We start from the raw sequence: 18,080 nt of genomic DNA on the forward strand, positions 1-18,080 counted from the left end.
ATGAAGGTGAAAATTTGTGGAGTGAAGACAATCAGCACGGCACATACCGCTATACAGGCTGGAGCGGATTTCATCGGATTCGTTTTTGCTCCGAGCACACGAAGGATCACCCCTGAAGATGCTGCATTGATTGCCCATTCCCTCCCCTCGCATGCCAATACTGTGGGAGTTTTTGTAAATGAGAGTACCGAAAACATCCTGCAGATTGCCAACCAGGTGGGGTTGGATTACATCCAGTTGCACGGTGACGAATCAGAATCAAAGGTGCAAGAACTGCCTTATAAGACAATCAAGGCCTTCCCTTTCTCTCCGCAGGAATTAGAGGGGATGGAAAAATACCCTTGTGATTATTATTTGATCGATAGTCCAAAGGGACAGAATCGTGGTGGTAATGGCACGACATTCAACTGGTCCATGACGGAAACCCTGCCAGTCAGCAGAAACAAGACCATACTAGCCGGCGGCTTGACACCTGCCAATATTCAACAGGCAATTGAAATGGTAAACCCGGCAGCAGTGGATGTCTCCAGTGGTGTGGAAACCAATGGCGAAAAAGACCCGGCAAAAATAAGAGAATTCATTAAGAAAGCAAAACAGACTAGAAAGGATGAGCCCAGTGACCATATATACCATGCCTGACAAATCAGGGCGATATGGAGATTTCGGTGGAAAATTTGTACCGGAGCTTTTGATGCCCGCCGTGAAGGAATTAGAGGAAGCCTATATCAACGCAGTTAAAGACCCGAGCTTTGTCGATGAACTTGATTATTATCTGAGACAATATATCGGCCGCGAGACCCCCTTGTATCATGCAGCAAATATATCGAAGAAACTTGGTGGCGCCGATATCTACTTGAAACGGGAGGATTTGAACCATACGGGCGCCCACAAAATCAATAACACTATCGGCCAAGCTTTGTTAACAAAGAGGATGGGAAAGAAGAAAGTGGTTGCTGAGACCGGCGCAGGCCAGCATGGTGTAGCGACTGCAACAGTTTGTGCCCTCCTTGACCTGGAATGTGTGGTATTCATGGGAGAAGAGGACATCCGGCGCCAGAAGCTGAATGTGTTCCGTATGGAATTGCTCGGTGCTGAGGTGCGCGGTGTTTCCCAAGGCAGCGGCACCTTGAAGGATGCAGTGAACGAGGCATTGCGATACTGGGTAAGTCATGTAGAGGATACTCATTATATCATTGGCTCCGTGGTAGGCCCACACCCCTTTCCACAGATTGTCCGTGATTTCCAATCGGTGATCGGAAAAGAAACGAAGAGACAGATGAAGGAACAAACAGGCGGCCTTCCCGACGCAGTCGTGGCATGTGTCGGTGGCGGCAGTAATGCCATGGGGATGTTCCATCCTTTCATTGAAGACAGCGAGGTAAAGCTATATGGAGTTGAGGCAGGCGGAGAAGGCTTGGATACGGATAAACATGCAGCTACCCTCTCTGGACTCTCTGGAGGGAAAGTCGGTATTCTGCACGGTACGATGACACACTTGCTGCAGGACAGCAATGGCCAAATTGAGGAAGCTTTCTCCATTTCTGCAGGGCTTGACTATCCAGGGGTCGGTCCAGAACACAGCCACCTGCATGCAACAGAAAGAGTGACATATACTTCCATCACGGATGAAGAGGCCTTGGAGGCGTTTCAATACTTGTCCAGAACGGAAGGAATTATCCCAGCCCTGGAAAGTGCTCATGCTGTTGCATATGCGGTCAAGCTGGCACAGCAGATGGGCAAAGGCCAATCTCTCGTGATCTGCCTATCCGGCCGAGGAGATAAAGATGTAGACCAAGTAAAAGAGAGAATCGAGGAGGATTAATAAATGGGGAAAGAAAAATTGAAGAAAACATTACAGCAAAAACAGGATACAGGCCAAAATCTGTTTGTTCCATACATTATGGCTGGTGACGGTGGTCTGGATATCTTGGAAGAACGTATCACCTTTTTGCAAGAATGCGGGGCTTCCGCTGTGGAGTTGGGTATACCATTCTCCGACCCAGTGGCAGATGGACCAACCATTCAGGAAGCGGGAATCCGAGCCTTGGAACAAGGGGTATCCCTTTCCATGGTATTGGATCACCTCTCCTCGTTTAAAGAAAAACGCAGCATTCCAGTCATTCTCATGACCTATTTCAATCCCATACTAATTTACGGGCCAGAGCGTTTTGCCAATGCTTGTGATCAAGCAGGGGTGGATGGTGTCATTATTCCCGACCTCCCTCTGGAGGAACAGCATACCATCAACGGGTTTTTGAACGAAAAAGACATAGCGTTCATCCAGCTTGCTGCCATGACGAGTCCGGATGAAAGGCTTTCAGAACTTGCTGGGAAATCAGAAGGATTCCTCTATGCTGTTTCTGTTATCGGCACTACCGGCGTGAGAGCTACTCATAACGAAAAAGTGAAAGGCTTCTTGGAAAAGCTCAAAGAATATAGCAATGTTCCTGTATTGGCAGGATTCGGAGTTTCCAACGCCGCACAAGCAAGAGAGCTTAGCAATGCGGGTGATGGTGTCATTGTCGGCAGCAGAATTGTGGACCTCCTCCATCAAGGAGAGACAGAGACCGTGAAACAGCTCATCCAGGAAAGCACACAACCAAAAGTAAAGTTATAAAATTAATTACTGCACTGTTACCAACATTTACAATTGAACGAATATAGGTTAGCATAGTATCGAATAACCATTTAAGCACTAGGGGAGCTGGACCACGGCTGAGAGGGGCAAGATGCCCTGACCCTTGCACCCGATTTAGATAATGCTAGCGTGGGAAAGTGCAGTTGATTATATATGTACTCTTTTTTTCATATATTGTCAGACTGCATTCTCCGTGAGTGCAGTCTCTTTTTTTATGGGGGCGCAAAGGGTACAAATGCCGTATCCCAGTTTAATGAGGAACAGGAGGTAACGATGTGGAGAAAGAATGGGCCTACCTGGACAGCGGTATCCAGGATGCAGCCATCAATATGGCTTTGGATGAATCATTGTTGAAGTGGCACAGCAAAGGTGAGATTCCTCCGACATTACGATTTTACGGTTGGTCTAAGCCAAGCCTGTCCCTCGGACGGTTTCAAAAGTCGAGCACGATCGACCTGGATGCTGTGCACAGGCATAACTGCCATTTTGTACGGCGGCTGACAGGAGGAAGCGCTGTCCTTCATGACAATGAACTGACCTATAGCCTTGTCATCAATGAACAGGATCCCTCCATCCCGACCTCTGTCCAGGAAGCATATCATGTCCTTTCTCAAGGTGTCCTGGAAGGGTACAAAAATATTGGAATTGCTGCAGACTTTTCTGTTCCAGAAAAAAAGCGGGATAGAGAGAGAACATCCATCTGCTTTGAAAAGCCAGCATTCTATGAGATGGTCGTAGATGGTAAAAAAATCTCTGGCAATGCCCAGACAAGAAAAGATGGAGTAGTCCTCCAGCACGGTTCTATACCAATAAGCATGAATACTGGGATGCTTTTCGACTTGTTTCGTTTCTCCTCCGAAAAGCACCGGGAACGGAAGCGCAAGGCCTTTGCCGGAAAAGCAGCAGATATTGCACAACTGACAGGTAAACAGTTGTCTTATGAGGAAATGACATCAGCGTTCAAGAAAGGATTCGAGGATGGTCTTGGAATCCATCTGCATCCATTCACCCTATCCGAGGAACAGTGGGAGGAAGTTCACCAGCTGGCGGAAACAAAATACTCATCGGAAGCATGGACACATAATACATCCAAGGAGCGTGTTAACAATGGCGAAGCAAGCAGAGTACATACGTAAACCTGAATGGCTGAAGACGAAAATCAACACAAATGAATCCTACAGGAAACTGAAACACTTGATGCGTGATAAAAAGCTGAACACTGTCTGTGAGGAAGCTCGTTGTCCAAACCTGCATGAGTGTTGGAGTGAACGAAAAACAGCTACCTTCATGATCTTGGGGGATACCTGTACAAGAGGATGCCGCTTTTGTGCTGTGAAGACAGGACTCCCAAATGAGCTCGATTGGGGAGAACCACAGCGGGTAGCCGAATCTGTCGAAGTAATGGGATTGAAACATGTAGTGGTCACCGCGGTCGCAAGAGACGATTTGAAAGATGGAGGGGCGGCAGTATTTGCTGAAACCGTCCGTCAGATCCGCAAACGAAATCCAGGAGCGACAATTGAAATACTTCCTTCCGATATGAAGGGTGACTATGAAAGTCTTCATACCTTGATGGACAGCGGACCGGATATTTTCAATCATAATATCGAAACGGTTCGCCGTCTTACTAAAAAAGTAAGGGCTATCGCCATGTACGACCGTTCCCTTCAGCTCCTTGAACGAGTGAAGGAAATTGCTCCAAACACACCGACTAAATCCAGTATCATGGTGGGGCTCGGAGAAACCAAAGAGGAGATTATCGAAGCAATGGATGATTTGCGTGCACATAACGTGGATATTGTTACAATTGGTCAATACCTCCAGCCAACCAAAAAACATCTGCAAGTAGAGCGCTATTATCATCCGGATGAATTTGAAGAACTGAAAAAGATTGCGCTCGAAAAAGGATTCACTCACTGTGAAGCCGGTCCTCTGGTACGTTCCTCCTACCACGCCGATGAGCAAGTCAGCAACGCATCAGCCCAACGCCGGGTTAAATATATGAAAGGCGTTGAAGAACAAGAAAAGACAGAGGTCGATTTTCAATTCTAACTAAGCATAAAAAAGAAAAACACCAGCCCTGCTTGCCCAGACGGCTGGTGTTTTTCCTACACTAAAAACGAAGCTATTATGAGGATAATGTTAGATGAATGAACATCCGGCCGATATGAAGCATGGCTCGTTCATCCACTTTGAATTTAGGATGATGATGCGGATAGACAGCATCTATTTCAGGATTTCCTCCACCTACTGTGAAATAGACTCCCGGCACCTCTTGCTGATAGAAGGCAAAATCTTCACTTCCATACATCGGCTCCTCTGTGTTGACAGCATTCTCTCCAAATAGTTTTACAGCCTTCTCCCGGACCAGTTTCGTCTCTTCCGGGTCATTCCAAATGGACGGACAGTCTCTCACATAGTCCATCTCCACTTCTGCCCCAGCTGCTTCACAAGTGTTTTTGACAATTTGCTTCATCGATTGCTCGATGATATCCCGAGCTTCCCTGTCATACGTGCGGACTGTTCCTTTGATTACAGCTGTATCGGGTATCACATTCGTTGCTTTACCACTATGAAAGGAACCAACCGTAAGAGCTGCTGCACTTTGCGGACTTACCCTTCGGCTGATAATCTGTTGAAGATTCACGACCAACTGACTTCCGGTTACGAGCGGGTCGACCGTGTTATGAGGTTCGGACCCATGGCCTCCCTTCCCATAAACTTTAATGTGAAAGTCGTCCTGAGCTGAAGAGAAGTAGCCTTCCTTCACTGTACAGGAACCAAATGCTTCTGTGGACATCACATGGGCGCCATAAATAACATCGACACCTTCGAGACAGCCGTCTTCCATCATCTTATGAGCGCCGCCTGGTGTAGCTTCTTCAGCAAATTGATGGACAAAGACTACGGTACCGCTGATTTCCTCCCGGACTTCACTCAATACTTTCGCTACACCGAGCAAGGAAGCCGTATGCACGTCATGGCCACATGCATGCATAACACCTGGGATCCGGGATTTATAATCGATATCATTCTCTTCTTGAATCGGGAGAGCATCAAAATCAGCACGCAAAGCGATCGTCCGTCCGGGCTTCCCGCCTTTTAGAACACCAATCACTCCACGGCCGCCTACACCGGTTTTCACTTCTATGCCAAGGCTCTTCAAATATTCAGCTATTTTTTCAGGTGTTATCTCTTCCTGATGAGATAGCTCGGGATACATGTGAAAATCCCTGCGAAGCTCCACCATCTCCGGGTAAATTTCTTCCAGCCTATGATAAACATTTTCCACCATTTCCCATTCCTCCTACCAGATAAACAAATGTGCAACAGTGACGAAGATTGCTGCCAATAGATACCAGATGAGAATGAGCGGCCAAACCCATTTCACCCATTTCACCCAAGAGATTTTTGCAACAGCCAGGGAAGCCATCAGAACTCCTGCTGTCGGGGTGAGAATATTGGAAATCCCATCACCGAATTGGTAAGCCAATACAGCTGTCTGGCGATCGACCCCTAACAAATCTCCTAAAGGTGCCATAATCGGCATACTTAAGGCTGCCTGTCCACTTCCAGATGGTACGATGAAATTCAGCAAACCTTGTGTGAAAAGCATGCCTAGTGCCGCGAGACTTGAAGGCAGGCCGGACACCATCGATGATATGCCGTATAGCAAAGTGTCAATGGTATTGGTATCTTGAAGTATAACTAAAATCCCGTAAGCAAAGCCAACAACAAGTGCTCCTACCACAAGTTCCTCACAACCTTTAAGGAAAGACTGTGCTATCTCATTCACCCGCATCTTGGCAATAAAGCCGACAATGATCCCCATTAACAGGAACAATCCGGCAATCTCCTGCATGTACCATCCTTGGAGAGTAACCCCAAGGGCGAGGCCAATCACTGTCAAGATCAAAACGATGATGATCAGAACATGGCGCTTGGTCATCGCCGGCTGATCATCCAAATTTATTTTATCATTCCTCTTGGCATCCTCTTTAAAAACGATACTCTTCGATGGGTCTTTCTTTATCTTCCTGGCATAAAGCATGACATAGATAATACTGGCTGCAAGGAAAATGACAAAGAACACTGCACGTACTCCCATACCTGAGAATGTCGGCAGTCCAGAGATCCCCTGAGCCACTCCAATCGTAAAAGGATTCATGAAAGCAGCAATGAACCCGGCATAAACACCGACTAGTACCATAGCAAGCCCGACAATCGAGTCAAAGCCCACCATCATGGCGACCGGCACCATGACCAGGATGAATGGTATGGTTTCTTCTGCCATCCCAAACGTGGCACCGCCAAGCGCAAAAGCAGTCATGGTAATCGGGATGATCAGCATCTCTTTCCCTGAAAGCTTCCTGGATAATGAACCGAATGCCCTATTCAGTGCATTGGTGGCGTTCAAGATACCGAAAGCTCCTCCTACAATAAAAATGAAGAAGATAATTGCTGAGGAGTTGACCATCCCTGCATGGACAGACTGGAATATATCAAAGAACCCGACCGGAGTCTTTTCCACGGTGGAATAGGTTCCATCGATTACTGTTTCAGTGCCCGTTTCACTAACTTCCCGTTCATATTCTCCAGCAGGTATAAAATATGTAGTAATAGCTACGACAATTATAAAGCTGAATAAAATGACAAATACATGAGGAAATTCAAATTTCCTTCTACGCTTCCCATTTTCTTTCTCCATCTTTCTTCTCTTCCTCCCTGATTTTACATGAAGTACAATTATACAAAAAATAGGCAGATAACACAATTGACCTAAAATTGCATTTAATCCATGGTAAGCCATCATTAAGAAGCACCCCCCTGTATCTGATTCGATACAGGGGGGTGCTTCCATTTCTATCGATTAATTGTCTTCCCCGTCGTTTGTCGTATACTTTCGTTCACTTTGGGAAGCATCTTGGGAATTGGACTTTTCCTTTTCATGTTTCTGTTCTATTTTTAAATCTTCCATTGGCACGTCATCAACCAGTTGCTGCTCTTTGAAGCCATCCAGTTCACTGCGATCTTCTTCATTTGCCCTGCTTTTATTATCCTTGATTCGTTCCTTGCCTTTTTCAGCCATTGTGTCACCCCATTCTTCAGGTTTTATAGACATTTTCCTTTTATCAGCAGAATATAAACCTCCAGACATGCCTGGGGACGAGTTCTTTGTTATAATCTGCTCAATACCTGATAGGAGGTGCTAGTTCTGTGAGAGAATTTCATGAGCTCAACAGTCTAGAAGAAGTAGATGCATGGATACGTACAAATCAGTTGGCACTCCTCTATATCTCGCGCCCGAACTGCAGTGTATGCCACGGCCTCAAACCGCAAGTTCAGAATCTGATGGATAATTATCTCAAAATGCAGTTGGGGCATGCAGATGCCCAACAAATAGAGGAACTGGCCGGTCGTTTCTCCATTTTCACTGTGCCGGTCCTGCTTGTTTTCTGGGAAGGAAAAGAGTATATCCGTGAAGCACGCATCGTCCATATGGACCTTTTGGAAGAAAAGTTGGACAAATTATATAACCATGTGGCCGGATAATTATTCCCGGCCCCTCCGCTTATGGAATCAACAATTCATGGACCATCAACTCTCCTTGATGTTGGCCTGCATCGATTACACCTTCATAGAGTACTTCACCACTTGTTAGTTCTACAATGAAAAGTCGTGGGTCTGATACTCCGTTACCTGCGATATACATTTTCCCATCATTAACAGCAAGATCAGCTACTGACTCCCCACTATCAGCACTAGCCAGTGGCAGCTGGACAACCTTTTTACTTTTCTCCATGTTCCTGTCTGTCAACTCAAAAGCCATGATCTCCGTCCCCGCCTGACTCGGCCTGCTTAGATATAGAGTAGAACCATCCAATACAGCTGTATGCAGTGAACCTCTTAGATCTTCTGGAACATCAAAGACTTCCTTATCTCCTGTGGCATGGTGAAACAGGACAAGTTCACTGACTGCTGATTGAGGTTGGGTGTTGCCATCCGGTCCAGGCACCTCTTCCCATTCATTTACCTGGAATACGCTATATTCAGCAGCAGCGATGCCTTGCCTATTTTGAGAAAGAGATCTCGTTTCCGTCCAGCTTCCTTCTCCCGGAGAACCTGTATCATCATGTAATTGTCCGGAACCAACCAGCTTCCCGCTGTCCATATCCACGCGGTAGTAATGGAGTTCATCGTTGCCTGCCCGGAAACTCCTGGCAAATATAGTCAATACTCCGTCAGTGAGTTCCACCGATTCCGTATACATCATCCGGTATTCCTCGCTGTCAGGCAAGTTCACCCGGAAGGAAGAGCTCTCTTCTGACTCTGTATGAAGTGTATCGACTACTACTGAATATCGGCTATCAGACTCTTCAACCGAGGCAAACGCCAGGACATCTTTATATTGACTGAAATAACTAGCATTGGCATGCTTACCCCTCATGAACCCCCGGTACTCCTTCTGAAGAGATGCAATCGCAGGGTCCTTGTGCAGGTTGCCTGCCAGACGGTCGATATAGGAAAGATCTTGATAATACACCGATCCATCCCCAGATATTTTGACAGCATCTCCATACCTGCCTTCGTGATAATTAGCTAATAAGGTCACATCTTCCACTGCCTCTTCCGCTCCATCTACCTTGTTAAAACTGAAATCCGGATAATCATTCCCTGCCATAGCATTCTGCACATAATAGCCTCCTGTAACCAGGATGATTATGACAGGAAGAGCAATCAATTTCCAATAACGCATCATTTCTCCCCCTTTGTTAAACAGTGACTTTTTTCTTTAGCAAAAAGTTCCCCAGCCAGATGGAAACACCTGTAACCAGCATGAGCAATACTATTTCAACTGCAAATAATTCTCCCGGGTAAAGCCAACGGGTTTCCGGAATTATATGCAGGATCAGCGGGGCCAAAAAGCATAGGCCCGCAAGAATGGCATAACCCGCTCCCAGTAAAACCCCCTTCAGCCGAAAACTCCGTTCCAAGAGCACGGCAACAAACAGAATGAAGACTGCCATGAAGCCGATTCCATAGGCAACCAGAAAACCTGTGAAAGTATCAGGAATGATTATCCGCAAAAGAAAGAAACTTTCGATGATTGCATGTGTATTCATATCCATTCTGAGATCTGTCGGTACCATCCATTGCAACAAGGTACTTTCCACTGGCAACAAAACGATCTGCAATGAGATTAAGCCAAGCACCATCAGAAAGATGGCTGCAGCCTTTGCCAATAAAATATTCAGCCTGGCAGTAGGCAGCATGAGCAGGCGATAAATGAAGGTATTCTTTCCAAGCCAGTCCCTGTACCAGATGAAAAAGCAATAGAAGATCAGTGCTGCTGCAGAAAGGGCGATCGGCCCCATAAACCATAAACTCTGTGTCACTTGCTTCATAGTCATGGCACTATAATTTTGCACATACGTTCCAATATTGATCGATTGCTCAAGCATGATTGTATCCGCTTGTTCTAAGTATTCTTTGGATTTGACGATGACTCCAGTGAATTGGGAAATCACTGTAATAGCTGCCAAAGCTACATAGATTTTCATAAACCGGCCTAGTTCAAAGTTTACCAATTTCAAAAACTTCATTTTTGGTATACCCCCCTCATGACGTCGACCACTGATTTACCCTCTTCCTCCCGCATTTCTTCTGTCCGGAATTCTTTGACGACCTTTCCGCCGTCCAGCATAACAACTTTATCTATCAGATGTTCGATGTCATTGATTTCATGCGTAGTAATCAGCACCCCTCTTCCCTCTACAAGATGGCTGGTAAACACCTCAGCAATTTGCTCTCTGCTGAACATGTCGATACCGGAAAATGGCTCATCCATCAACAGGTAATCCACATCAAGAGCCAGACCCAGCAATAAATTAGCCTTTGCTCTGTTCCCTTTGGAAAGGTCAGAAATCCGCTCCTCCTGTTTCAAACGGAAAAAGGTCAATAGTTCTGCTGCCCGCTTTTCGTTCCACCCCTTATAAAAGTCGCTCATGAACTGCATAGCGTCTGCAATGGTCATTTGCGGAAGCATGGTAATAGCGTCAGGTATAAATGTAACCTTCTCATAACTGCTTTTATCCATTTCACAGCCATCCACCAGGATAGGTCCTCCCTTCACTGGAGTCATGGACATAATGGCATTCATGATAGTTGTCTTACCTGCTCCATTAATTCCTATCAAGCAGGTAATCTCCCCCTTCTCTGCTGTAAAGGAGACATCCTCCAATACTATTTTTCTTCCAAACTTCTTGGTAATTCCATGGACTTCAATCACCTAAGCTCCCCCCTTGATCATTTACGAATTGTATTTTGCTTTAATCAGTCCGATCAGTTCCTCCAACGGCACATTTATTGGCCGGACAGATGCCACGAAACTATCGACCGCCTCTGTAATGAGCTCCTCCCTTACCGCCAACAGTGTAGCCTGATCCTTTGTCACTTTGCTTGGGAGGTTCCTCTCTGTGTAGATCAAACCAGCTTCCTCCATTTCCTTATATGCACGCTGTGCGGTGTTTGGATTGATCTTCAGCTTGTTGGCGAGCTCCCTCCGAGAGGGTATCTCCTGCCCTGGCTCCAATTGCCCCACTGCAATCTGCTCCTTGAAATGCCGGATCACCTGCACATATACAGGGTCTCGGTTATTCAATTTCACTTCCATAGCAACAGCTCCTAACCATTCGTTCAGATGCCTTCCTCAAGTGTATTATGACCTTAATACACTAAACGCAAAAAAATAGGTGTATTAATAGGGTAATACGCTGTTGGTATGTATTATACGGTTCATACACTTGCGAGGTCAATAGTTTTCCATAGAAAAACCCTCGACAGATTTCGAGGAGGTCATATCTATATGCTAAAATGAGGGAAAGCAGCCATATAAAACAGAAAGGGCAAAGGTGCTATCTATGAAACTTGTATCTTGGAATGTGAATGGATTAAGGGCGTGTGTCCGCAAAGGCTTCATGGACTATTTTCATCAAGTAGATGCAGATATCTTCTGTCTTCAGGAAATAAAGCTTCAACAAGGGCAAATCGACTTGGAACTCCGAGAATATTACCAGTATTGGAATTATGCTGAACGCAAGGGGTATTCTGGAACTGCAGTCTTTACAAAGGAAGAGCCCTTATCCGTCAAATATGGAGTGGGAAACGAAGATATAGAAGAAGAAGGCAGGATAATCACCCTTGAATTTGAAGGCTTCTATCTGGTCAATGTCTATACACCAAATTCCAAAAGAGATTTAAGCCGTCTGGACTACCGGCTGCAATGGGAAGATAAACTGTACCGACACCTCATGGAGCTGGACGAAAAAAAACCTGTCATATATTGTGGTGATTTGAACGTTGCCCATAAAGAGATCGACCTGCGGAATGATCGGACAAACCATGGCAATTCTGGATTCACTACAGAAGAACGGGGAAAGATGGACCGCCTGCTTAATGCAGGATTCATTGATACATTGCGTTACTTCTACCCGGATACAGATGGCCTATATACATGGTGGTCCTATATGAAAACCATCCGGGAAAGAAATGTGGGCTGGCGGATCGATTACTTCATTGTCTCCAATCGATTGGAAAATTCCCTGGTTGATTCCCAAGTTCACACTGAAGTGCTGGGAAGCGACCATTGCCCGATTATGCTTGAGATAAATAGCTGATATAAAAAATAAGGAGTGATTCTATGCAAAGCTACAGTAAAGTCCTGCTTCGTTTTTCCGCTGTGTTTGCCTTTTTAGGTGCCGTACTTGGCTCTCATATGGCTGGTGCTGGCGGCTTGGAATTTAAAACCATCCACGCCCACGTTCTTGTAGTCGGTTGGCTATCCCTGTTTTCTTGGGCGGTCTATTACAAGGTGTTCACCCCGTCTTCCCATGTTTTGGCTGCCCTTCATGTCTGGAGCGCAATCATAGGAACCGTCGGGTTGACCAGTGGAATGTGGCTCTACTATCTCCGTCCGTTTTCTTTACCGGAGACATTTGTAACTGTCTATTTCATTGCAGGCGGCACCGTCCTTTTACTCAGCTTTTTATTTTTTCTTATCCTTACTTTTTTGAGGTCTACACAGGAGAAGTAATAGGTAATTTAATCTACATGGAAGAGGCCCGGATATATCTCCGGGCCTTTTCTCCAGGGAACAGTAAATCTTTCGTTCATCCAAATGAGTCTCACGAATGGTTCCGCACTTCTACTGTTGAATTGTTTTAAAATAATCGATGATGCCAAGAGCGCTGACCTGCATGTCCAAATTGATAATGATATATGCCTCATGGTCATCCGGAATCCCTTCATCCTGCAAATACTTCCTCACTTTGCCAAGCATGCGGCGTGACAATTCATCATAGCCCTTTCCTTCCGTCAAAGCCTGTTCCCCTTCTTCCACAAATACATCCAGCCATTTGGAGACTTCGTCCAATGCTTTTTGTGGCTGCTCGGTCATTCCAAAATGGCCGTAATAAATCCTTCGTGGGTTCAAATCAGAAATACGTTCAATAGATGTCTGCATGGTATTCGGATTAAAGTGGTTCGGTGAAGTAGAAGGCAGAAACAACTGCACCCCATCCCTCGCCAGATGTTCATAGCGGATTCCTACTGTATCACCGGTGAAAATTCCCTTGCTTACAGGATCAAAAATGCTGAAATGATGCTTGGCATGACCTGGCGTATCCAAAAATTCCAATCGGCATTCAGGTCCAATCTGAAGGGTGTCACCATCGGCTTTCAATAGCAGCCTCTCCTCTGGAACAGGAATGATTGGCTCAAACAGTTCTTGAAAGCTCTCACCATAGATTGCTCTCGCTCCTGCCGCAAGTTTTTTGGGATTGATCAAATGCTTTTCTCCCCGCGGATGGACAACCACTTTGGCATTCGGGCAATCCTTCAATAGCAGTCCTGCACCTCCTGCATGGTCCAAGTGGATATGGGTCACGATAATATACCGCACCTGATCAAGAGAATAGCCAAGTGATTCCAGCCCTTTTTTGACATGCTTCACAGAAGGACTCGGTCCTGTCTCAACAATGGTGAGCTGCGCTTCATCCAACACGTAAGTACCAGTACGGTCAGGCACCCCTAAATCGAATCCATCAATAAGGTATATCCGATCATCCAGCCGTATAGGCTCTCTTTCCTCCATATGCAGCCTCCTATGTATTCGGTCTCTTACCCCATAGTAGCACAGTTTTCAAGGAATTGATCGTACTTTTCCTCATTTTCCTATCCAGTAAAATAACGATTCTCCTCCCTCATTTCGGATGAATAACTTGCATCAATCTGCTTAAAATAAACAGGAAAATGATTAGGAGGTTATGGCAATGGATAATCAGCAACAAAACCAGAACTTACAGGGTACTTCCCAAATGTCAGCACAGGAGAGTCATGGCGGCCATGAAATGCTGGATGCCCATGAGGCGATTTCCGGGGTCGTTGGAACGTTGGAACACTACCTGTTGTATCAGGACCATATCCAAGATCCTGAACTGAAGGCCATGCTTCAACAGCACAAAGCCTATCTTTCCCAGACATATAACACCATCGTGGAGACACTCCAGACTGGAAAAGAACCATCCGTCAAGACACAGACTTATAATATGGCCCAAGGTAATGATGTCGTTTATGGCATGCAGCCTTCTTCGCCAAAAACACCTGCTCAATCTGTCAATGAGCTGAATGACCAGTGCATCTCCAGTTTCATGATGGGACACCTAAAAACTTGTGCTTCCGCCTTTACCATGACAGCCCTGGAAGCGACAAACCCTGTCCTTCGCAGAGTGTTTGCCGACAGTATCCCCCATGTCATCGAAATGGCGTACGAAGTATTCCAATATCAGAATAAAAACCAATATTACCAAGTGCCTCAATTGAAGCAACAGGATATGCAGGCATATATGAACAGTTTCGCCCCAATTCAAAACCCGATGTCCCATTAATGGAAATTAGCCTGAACAGCAGTCCGACCGGCCATTTGCTTGGACTGCTGTTTTTGGTCATTCTATCATTGACTTCACCCCTGATAAAGACCAGGCATTTGACATTAAAAAATGCTCTGAGCTTTTTGCCCGGAGCATTTCCCTATAAAGAAGAGAGCAAGTCCCTTTTTCAGACCTCCCCCATTTGTATCTGAGACAATGAAGAACCTCTCCAAATAAGGTTGGTCAATCAAGAAGCCGGTTTGTTTCATCCACTTCCATTATCCTAGCCCCTTTAGCTGCATCATCCTGGCTATAGGAACCATCTCCCCTGCAAATGCTGCATGTATATTGCCAGCCCTCATCATCTGCCAGCATTCCTGTTCCCTCACATGCTCTGCAACGTTCATCTTTCCCAGACATAATAGTTCCTCCTTTTTCTCTTAGTATTGCTGAATCACCTATTTATATGAATCCAAATGAAGGATGAAACGTATGAATACATTATTGGGATAAAAGGAGATGGCTAAGATGAATAATCATGAGATTGACTATAAACTTCATGGAGATGACATGCAGTTTGTCGAGGTTGAGCTTGACCCCCAAGAAACGGTCATTGCAGAAGCAGGCAGCTTGATGATGATGGAAGACGGCATCCAAATGGAAACCATTTTCGGTGATGGAACAAGCCAGCAAGATGGATTGTTCGGAAAGTTGATCGGAGCAGGAAAACGGGTGTTGACAGGAGAAAGCCTATTTATGACCACATTTACCAATCAAGGAAACGGTAAGAGACAGGTCTCTTTTGCTGCTCCATACCCCGGGAAAATAATTCCTATGGATCTAAGCACGGTAAATGGTAAGCTGGTCTGCCAAAAGGATTCTTTTCTTGCGGCAGCCAAGGGTGTATCTGTTGGGGTGGAGTTCCAGAAAAAACTGGGAGCCGGTTTTTTTGGTGGAGAAGGCTTTATTATGCAGAAATTGGAAGGTGATGGCATGGCATTCATCCACGCCGGTGGGACGATTCAGAGAAAGGAACTTTCCGCAGGAGAAACACTTCGTGTGGATACTGGATGTCTAGTCGCCATGACAGAGCAGGTTGATTACAATATCGAGTATATAGGGGGAATAAAGACGGCTCTGTTTGGAGGCGAAGGTCTATATTTTGCCACTTTGAGAGGTCCAGGAACGGTATGGGTCCAGTCCCTGCCTTTCAGTAGACTTGCGAGCAGAATTTTTGCTGCCACCCCACAACGGGATGGATCGAATAGTAAGCAAGGAGAAGGAAGCATTGCTGGCGGCTTATTTGATATATTAGGCGGAGACAGAAAATAATGGCAGGGATGGCCCCCATGATAAAAGCCATACTACAGATGTAACCACTTAACAGGGGTGATCATGATGGGCAGAGATGAGCATAATAAAAAGAAAAATAACTTTTTGGCGCAGACACCGAAAAACCAAGTGTCAGACGGCCGTGATATTGAGTTCGCTGAAGAGTTTGCCGATACAGCCGACAAGGTTGCCCAGCAAAGGAGCAGGGAAGCTGACCGTCGAGCGAAGCGAAAATAGTTTTCCACTGAAAAAGGGAGGGTATCTCATAAAGGAGATACCCTTTTATGCCTTTTGTTATTTCTGTTAAAATGGGCAAAAATGCGTGAAAAGTGAGGAATTTTCAATGAGTAAAAAGAATGTGGACGATTATTTAACAGAGGGTATGTATGGGGTCAGGCTGCCGAAGGATGAGGAAAGGAAGAAATACCTTGGAACCTTAAGAGAAAGAATTGTGCTTGCCCTGACCAAAGGGCAGGTTATGAGCGATTCAGGCTTGAAGGCTCTGGAGAGTGAAATGAAGGCCAACCCTGAAGCAAGTCTTTTGATCAATGGCCATGTTTCCCATCGCTTTCTCAAGGAAGAAAAGGAACTTGCCAAGAAATATAATATACATTATACCACCCTGACGGATGAAGAAAATGATACCGATATTGGAGCAGTCCTTACTTACGATTACGCAATCGACAAAGAACATATATTCATGGATGAGGAATCAGACGAGCAGAAAAGCGATTCAAAAGAATCCCCTTCCTTACTATCCAGACTGAAAAAATGGTTTTCGTAATGAACGGATATTGACTCACCCACTTTTAGTTAGCCAACAAAGGAGAAAGCCCCGCCAAGCTTCCATAGTCTTGGTCGGGGCTTTGTTGAAGCACTTCATAACCTTACTTTTTAGGCCCATATTCAGACCGTACTGCTTTATAAAAAGATCCCCCCATCAAGAGAATGACCAAGGAAAATGGGAGTGCAGCGATAATCAGCATATTCTGCAAACCTTGGGTTCCTCCGAAATATACAATAATTGCTGCCACAGCTGATTGTGTCAGCCCCCATGTAATCTTCACGGAATTCTTCGGGTTAAGCAATCCATTGGTACTCAGCATTCCCAGCACAAACGTAGCCGAATCAGCAGCACACCCAGCATAAATTCTTTTACTGTGCGGCCTTTGGAGATCCTTGCGATAAAGATACCTAGAAATGGAGCCCAGGAAATCCACCATGCCCAGTAAAAGACAGTCCAAGCATTAATCCACCCGCGATTTTCCTCATTAAGTGGAGCTAGACGGAAGCTCATATCAAAGAAATCCGATAGGTAGCTCCCCAGCGTGCTGGTGAACATGTTCAATATATAAAGCGTCGGCCCGACAATGAAGAGCATCAGCACGAGAACGGTGGCCAAACCCATATTGACGTTACTGAGATACTTGATTCCCCGGCCAATTCCGGACCAAGCAGAAAAAATGAACAATGCGGTGGCTATCACCAGTACCAGCAGTTGGATCGTAAAGTTTTCCGGTGTATTGAATAGGAAGGATAACCCTCCTGTAATTTGTGCAGAACCGAAACCCAGCGTGGCAGCCACACCAACCACCGTCGCAAAGACCGCCAGGGTATCGATCAACTTCCCGGGTATGCCTCCCATGCTCTTTTCCCCAAAGACCGACACTAATGTCGCAACTAATCAAGCCTGGTGCATCTTTGTGATATTTGAAATAGGCCAATACCAACGCCACAATTCCATAAACGGCCCATGCATGGACACCCCAGTGGAAGAACGAGTACTGCAGGCCTTCCCTGATTGCTTCATCAGACCCTGGTTCCGCGGTAGGCGTGCTGATAAACGCATGGGAAACAGGTTCAGCCGTCGTCCAGAATACTAGCCCCATCCCCATACCTGCACTGAAAAGCATAGCGAACCAAGTAGGAAGGCTGAATTCCGGCTTATCATGTTCCTTTCCTAGCTTCACCTTACCGTACCTGGAAAAACTGATATAGATACAGAAAGCTAGCATAAGTACAACAATTAGCAGATAATACCACCCGAAACGAACAGAAATAAAGGTGGTCACTGCAGCAGAGATGTCCTCCAGATGAACAGGTGCTACAGAGCCCCATATGACTACAGCCAAACAAATAGCAATAGAATACCAAAAAACGCTTGTCACATTCTTCATAAAAAC

General features: G+C 45.6%; 21 protein-coding genes, 1 pseudogene and 1 riboswitch. Of the genes and pseudogenes, 12 read left to right on the forward strand and 10 right to left on the reverse strand.

The features are described 5' to 3' along the window. The 5 genes from ACFOGI_RS15590 (at position 1) to lipA (ending at position 4,690) form a co-directional block, all read left to right on the forward strand. Complete coding sequence (locus tag ACFOGI_RS15590) at positions 1–639, forward strand: phosphoribosylanthranilate isomerase (RefSeq protein WP_390274574.1); 639 nt, start codon at positions 1–3, stop codon at positions 637–639. Then, complete coding sequence (gene trpB, locus ACFOGI_RS15595; protein WP_390274576.1) at positions 617–1,822, forward strand: tryptophan synthase subunit beta; 1,206 nt, start codon at positions 617–619, stop codon at positions 1,820–1,822. Before ACFOGI_RS15590 ends, trpB begins: the two co-directional genes overlap by 23 nt. Positions 1,823–1,825: 3 nt before the next feature. Beyond that, entirely contained in the window at positions 1,826–2,617 is a 792-nt protein-coding gene (trpA, locus tag ACFOGI_RS15600) for a tryptophan synthase subunit alpha (RefSeq protein WP_390274579.1), read from the forward strand. A 70-nt stretch (positions 2,618–2,687) separates the two neighbouring features. Continuing rightward, positions 2,688–2,791: riboswitch (TPP riboswitch) on the forward strand. 122 nt (positions 2,792–2,913) lie between these two features. After that, positions 2,914–3,774, forward strand: a complete 861-nt coding sequence (locus ACFOGI_RS15605; protein ID WP_390274582.1) for a lipoate--protein ligase family protein — start codon at positions 2,914–2,916, stop codon at positions 3,772–3,774. Continuing rightward, on the forward strand, positions 3,746–4,690 hold the full coding sequence (gene lipA, locus ACFOGI_RS15610; protein WP_390274584.1) for a lipoyl synthase: 945 nt from the start codon (positions 3,746–3,748) through the stop codon (positions 4,688–4,690). The genes ACFOGI_RS15605 and lipA overlap by 29 nt, the downstream gene beginning before the upstream one ends. Before the next feature lie 76 nt (positions 4,691–4,766). Here the strand turns inward: lipA and ACFOGI_RS15615 are convergent, their stop codons facing one another. From ACFOGI_RS15615 to ACFOGI_RS15625, 3 genes are all read right to left on the reverse strand, one after another. Beyond that, the gene (locus ACFOGI_RS15615) at positions 4,767–5,933 is read right to left on the reverse strand and encodes a M20 metallopeptidase family protein (protein WP_390274586.1); all 1,167 of its coding nucleotides are present in this window, start codon (positions 5,931–5,933) and stop codon (positions 4,767–4,769) included. A 12-nt stretch (positions 5,934–5,945) separates the two neighbouring features. After that, the gene (locus ACFOGI_RS15620; RefSeq protein WP_390274589.1) at positions 5,946–7,346 is read right to left on the reverse strand and encodes a YfcC family protein; all 1,401 of its coding nucleotides are present in this window, start codon (positions 7,344–7,346) and stop codon (positions 5,946–5,948) included. 162 nt (positions 7,347–7,508) lie between these two features. Beyond that, positions 7,509–7,727, reverse strand: coding sequence for a hypothetical protein (locus ACFOGI_RS15625; protein ID WP_390274591.1), 219 nt, complete (start codon positions 7,725–7,727; stop codon positions 7,509–7,511). A gap of 128 nt (positions 7,728–7,855) precedes the next feature. Here ACFOGI_RS15625 and ACFOGI_RS15630 point away from each other — a divergent pair, with 128 nt between their 5' ends. Beyond that, positions 7,856–8,191, forward strand: a complete 336-nt coding sequence (locus ACFOGI_RS15630) for a thioredoxin family protein (protein ID WP_390274593.1) — start codon at positions 7,856–7,858, stop codon at positions 8,189–8,191. 19 nt (positions 8,192–8,210) lie between these two features. Here the strand turns inward: ACFOGI_RS15630 and ACFOGI_RS15635 are convergent, their stop codons facing one another. The 4 genes from ACFOGI_RS15635 to ACFOGI_RS15650 are packed head-to-tail and all read right to left on the reverse strand — an operon-like array spanning position 8,211 to position 11,312. Then, complete coding sequence (locus tag ACFOGI_RS15635; RefSeq protein WP_390274596.1) at positions 8,211–9,395, reverse strand: hypothetical protein; 1,185 nt, start codon at positions 9,393–9,395, stop codon at positions 8,211–8,213. A 16-nt stretch (positions 9,396–9,411) separates the two neighbouring features. Beyond that, on the reverse strand, positions 9,412–10,242 hold the full coding sequence (locus ACFOGI_RS15640; protein WP_390274598.1) for a hypothetical protein: 831 nt from the start codon (positions 10,240–10,242) through the stop codon (positions 9,412–9,414). After that, a complete protein-coding gene (locus ACFOGI_RS15645) occupies positions 10,239–10,928 on the reverse strand; it encodes an ABC transporter ATP-binding protein (RefSeq protein ID WP_390274601.1) in 690 nt (229 codons plus the stop codon). Before ACFOGI_RS15645 ends, ACFOGI_RS15640 begins: the two co-directional genes overlap by 4 nt. Positions 10,929–10,949: 21 nt before the next feature. Beyond that, a complete protein-coding gene (locus ACFOGI_RS15650; protein ID WP_390274604.1) occupies positions 10,950–11,312 on the reverse strand; it encodes a GntR family transcriptional regulator in 363 nt (120 codons plus the stop codon). 247 nt (positions 11,313–11,559) lie between these two features. On the opposite strand from ACFOGI_RS15650, the gene ACFOGI_RS15655 reads away from it, so the two are divergent. Both ACFOGI_RS15655 and ACFOGI_RS15660 read left to right on the forward strand, forming a co-directional pair. Then, positions 11,560–12,315: an exodeoxyribonuclease III gene (locus ACFOGI_RS15655; protein ID WP_390274607.1), complete on the forward strand. Its 756-nt coding sequence runs from the start codon at positions 11,560–11,562 to the stop codon at positions 12,313–12,315. Positions 12,316–12,338: 23 nt separating this feature from the next. Continuing rightward, positions 12,339–12,731 (forward strand): hypothetical protein, encoded by a 393-nt coding sequence (locus ACFOGI_RS15660; RefSeq protein ID WP_390274609.1) that lies wholly within the window; start codon positions 12,339–12,341, stop codon positions 12,729–12,731. A gap of 111 nt (positions 12,732–12,842) precedes the next feature. Here ACFOGI_RS15660 and ACFOGI_RS15665 read toward each other — a convergent pair whose 3' ends face one another. After that, positions 12,843–13,790, reverse strand: a complete 948-nt coding sequence (locus ACFOGI_RS15665; RefSeq protein WP_390274611.1) for an MBL fold metallo-hydrolase — start codon at positions 13,788–13,790, stop codon at positions 12,843–12,845. Between the two features lie 178 nt (positions 13,791–13,968). Between ACFOGI_RS15665 and ACFOGI_RS15670 the strand changes: the two genes are divergently transcribed. Then, positions 13,969–14,583 carry a spore coat protein gene (locus ACFOGI_RS15670; RefSeq protein ID WP_390274612.1) on the forward strand — a complete coding sequence of 205 codons (615 nt, stop codon included), beginning with the start codon at positions 13,969–13,971 and terminating at the stop codon, positions 14,581–14,583. A gap of 225 nt (positions 14,584–14,808) precedes the next feature. Here the strand turns inward: ACFOGI_RS15670 and ACFOGI_RS15675 are convergent, their stop codons facing one another. Beyond that, a complete protein-coding gene (locus ACFOGI_RS15675) occupies positions 14,809–14,985 on the reverse strand; it encodes a hypothetical protein (protein WP_390274614.1) in 177 nt (58 codons plus the stop codon). A 108-nt stretch (positions 14,986–15,093) separates the two neighbouring features. Here ACFOGI_RS15675 and ACFOGI_RS15680 point away from each other — a divergent pair, with 108 nt between their 5' ends. The 3 genes from ACFOGI_RS15680 (at position 15,094) to ACFOGI_RS15690 (ending at position 16,681) form a co-directional block, all read left to right on the forward strand. Then, entirely contained in the window at positions 15,094–15,897 is an 804-nt protein-coding gene (locus ACFOGI_RS15680) for a TIGR00266 family protein (RefSeq protein ID WP_390274617.1), read from the forward strand. A gap of 63 nt (positions 15,898–15,960) precedes the next feature. Continuing rightward, on the forward strand, positions 15,961–16,134 hold the full coding sequence (locus ACFOGI_RS15685; protein WP_390274620.1) for a YfhD family protein: 174 nt from the start codon (positions 15,961–15,963) through the stop codon (positions 16,132–16,134). Between the two features lie 106 nt (positions 16,135–16,240). Further along, the gene (locus ACFOGI_RS15690) at positions 16,241–16,681 is read left to right on the forward strand and encodes a YueI family protein (protein WP_390274622.1); all 441 of its coding nucleotides are present in this window, start codon (positions 16,241–16,243) and stop codon (positions 16,679–16,681) included. 103 nt (positions 16,682–16,784) lie between these two features. Here the strand turns inward: ACFOGI_RS15690 and ACFOGI_RS15695 are convergent. Next, positions 16,785–18,074 (reverse strand): annotated as a pseudogene (locus ACFOGI_RS15695) (BCCT family transporter). Positions 18,075–18,080: the final 6 nt, after the last annotated feature.

Source organism: Virgibacillus xinjiangensis (genome assembly GCF_042643145.1).
In the GTDB taxonomy this organism is placed as follows: Bacteria; Bacillota; Bacilli; order Bacillales; family Amphibacillaceae; genus Virgibacillus_O; species Virgibacillus_O xinjiangensis.

Coding starts and splice junctions, on each gene's coding strand:
- ACFOGI_RS15590 (WP_390274574.1), top strand. CDS start 1: ATGAAGGTGAAAATTTGTGGAGTGAAGACAATCAGCACGGCACATACC.
- trpA (WP_390274579.1), top strand. CDS start 1,826: ATGGGGAAAGAAAAATTGAAGAAAACATTACAGCAAAAACAGGATACA.
- lipA (WP_390274584.1), top strand. CDS start 3,746: ATGGCGAAGCAAGCAGAGTACATACGTAAACCTGAATGGCTGAAGACG.
- ACFOGI_RS15615 (WP_390274586.1), bottom strand. CDS start 5,933: ATGGTGGAAAATGTTTATCATAGGCTGGAAGAAATTTACCCGGAGATG.
- ACFOGI_RS15620 (WP_390274589.1), bottom strand. CDS start 7,346: ATGGAGAAAGAAAATGGGAAGCGTAGAAGGAAATTTGAATTTCCTCAT.
- ACFOGI_RS15625 (WP_390274591.1), bottom strand. CDS start 7,727: ATGGCTGAAAAAGGCAAGGAACGAATCAAGGATAATAAAAGCAGGGCA.
- ACFOGI_RS15635 (WP_390274596.1), bottom strand. CDS start 9,395: ATGCGTTATTGGAAATTGATTGCTCTTCCTGTCATAATCATCCTGGTT.
- ACFOGI_RS15640 (WP_390274598.1), bottom strand. CDS start 10,242: ATGAAGTTTTTGAAATTGGTAAACTTTGAACTAGGCCGGTTTATGAAA.
- ACFOGI_RS15650 (WP_390274604.1), bottom strand. CDS start 11,312: ATGGAAGTGAAATTGAATAACCGAGACCCTGTATATGTGCAGGTGATC.
- ACFOGI_RS15655 (WP_390274607.1), top strand. CDS start 11,560: ATGAAACTTGTATCTTGGAATGTGAATGGATTAAGGGCGTGTGTCCGC.
- ACFOGI_RS15660 (WP_390274609.1), top strand. CDS start 12,339: ATGCAAAGCTACAGTAAAGTCCTGCTTCGTTTTTCCGCTGTGTTTGCC.
- ACFOGI_RS15665 (WP_390274611.1), bottom strand. CDS start 13,790: ATGGAGGAAAGAGAGCCTATACGGCTGGATGATCGGATATACCTTATT.
- ACFOGI_RS15670 (WP_390274612.1), top strand. CDS start 13,969: ATGGATAATCAGCAACAAAACCAGAACTTACAGGGTACTTCCCAAATG.
- ACFOGI_RS15675 (WP_390274614.1), bottom strand. CDS start 14,985: ATGTCTGGGAAAGATGAACGTTGCAGAGCATGTGAGGGAACAGGAATG.
- ACFOGI_RS15680 (WP_390274617.1), top strand. CDS start 15,094: ATGAATAATCATGAGATTGACTATAAACTTCATGGAGATGACATGCAG.
- ACFOGI_RS15685 (WP_390274620.1), top strand. CDS start 15,961: ATGATGGGCAGAGATGAGCATAATAAAAAGAAAAATAACTTTTTGGCG.
- ACFOGI_RS15690 (WP_390274622.1), top strand. CDS start 16,241: ATGAGTAAAAAGAATGTGGACGATTATTTAACAGAGGGTATGTATGGG.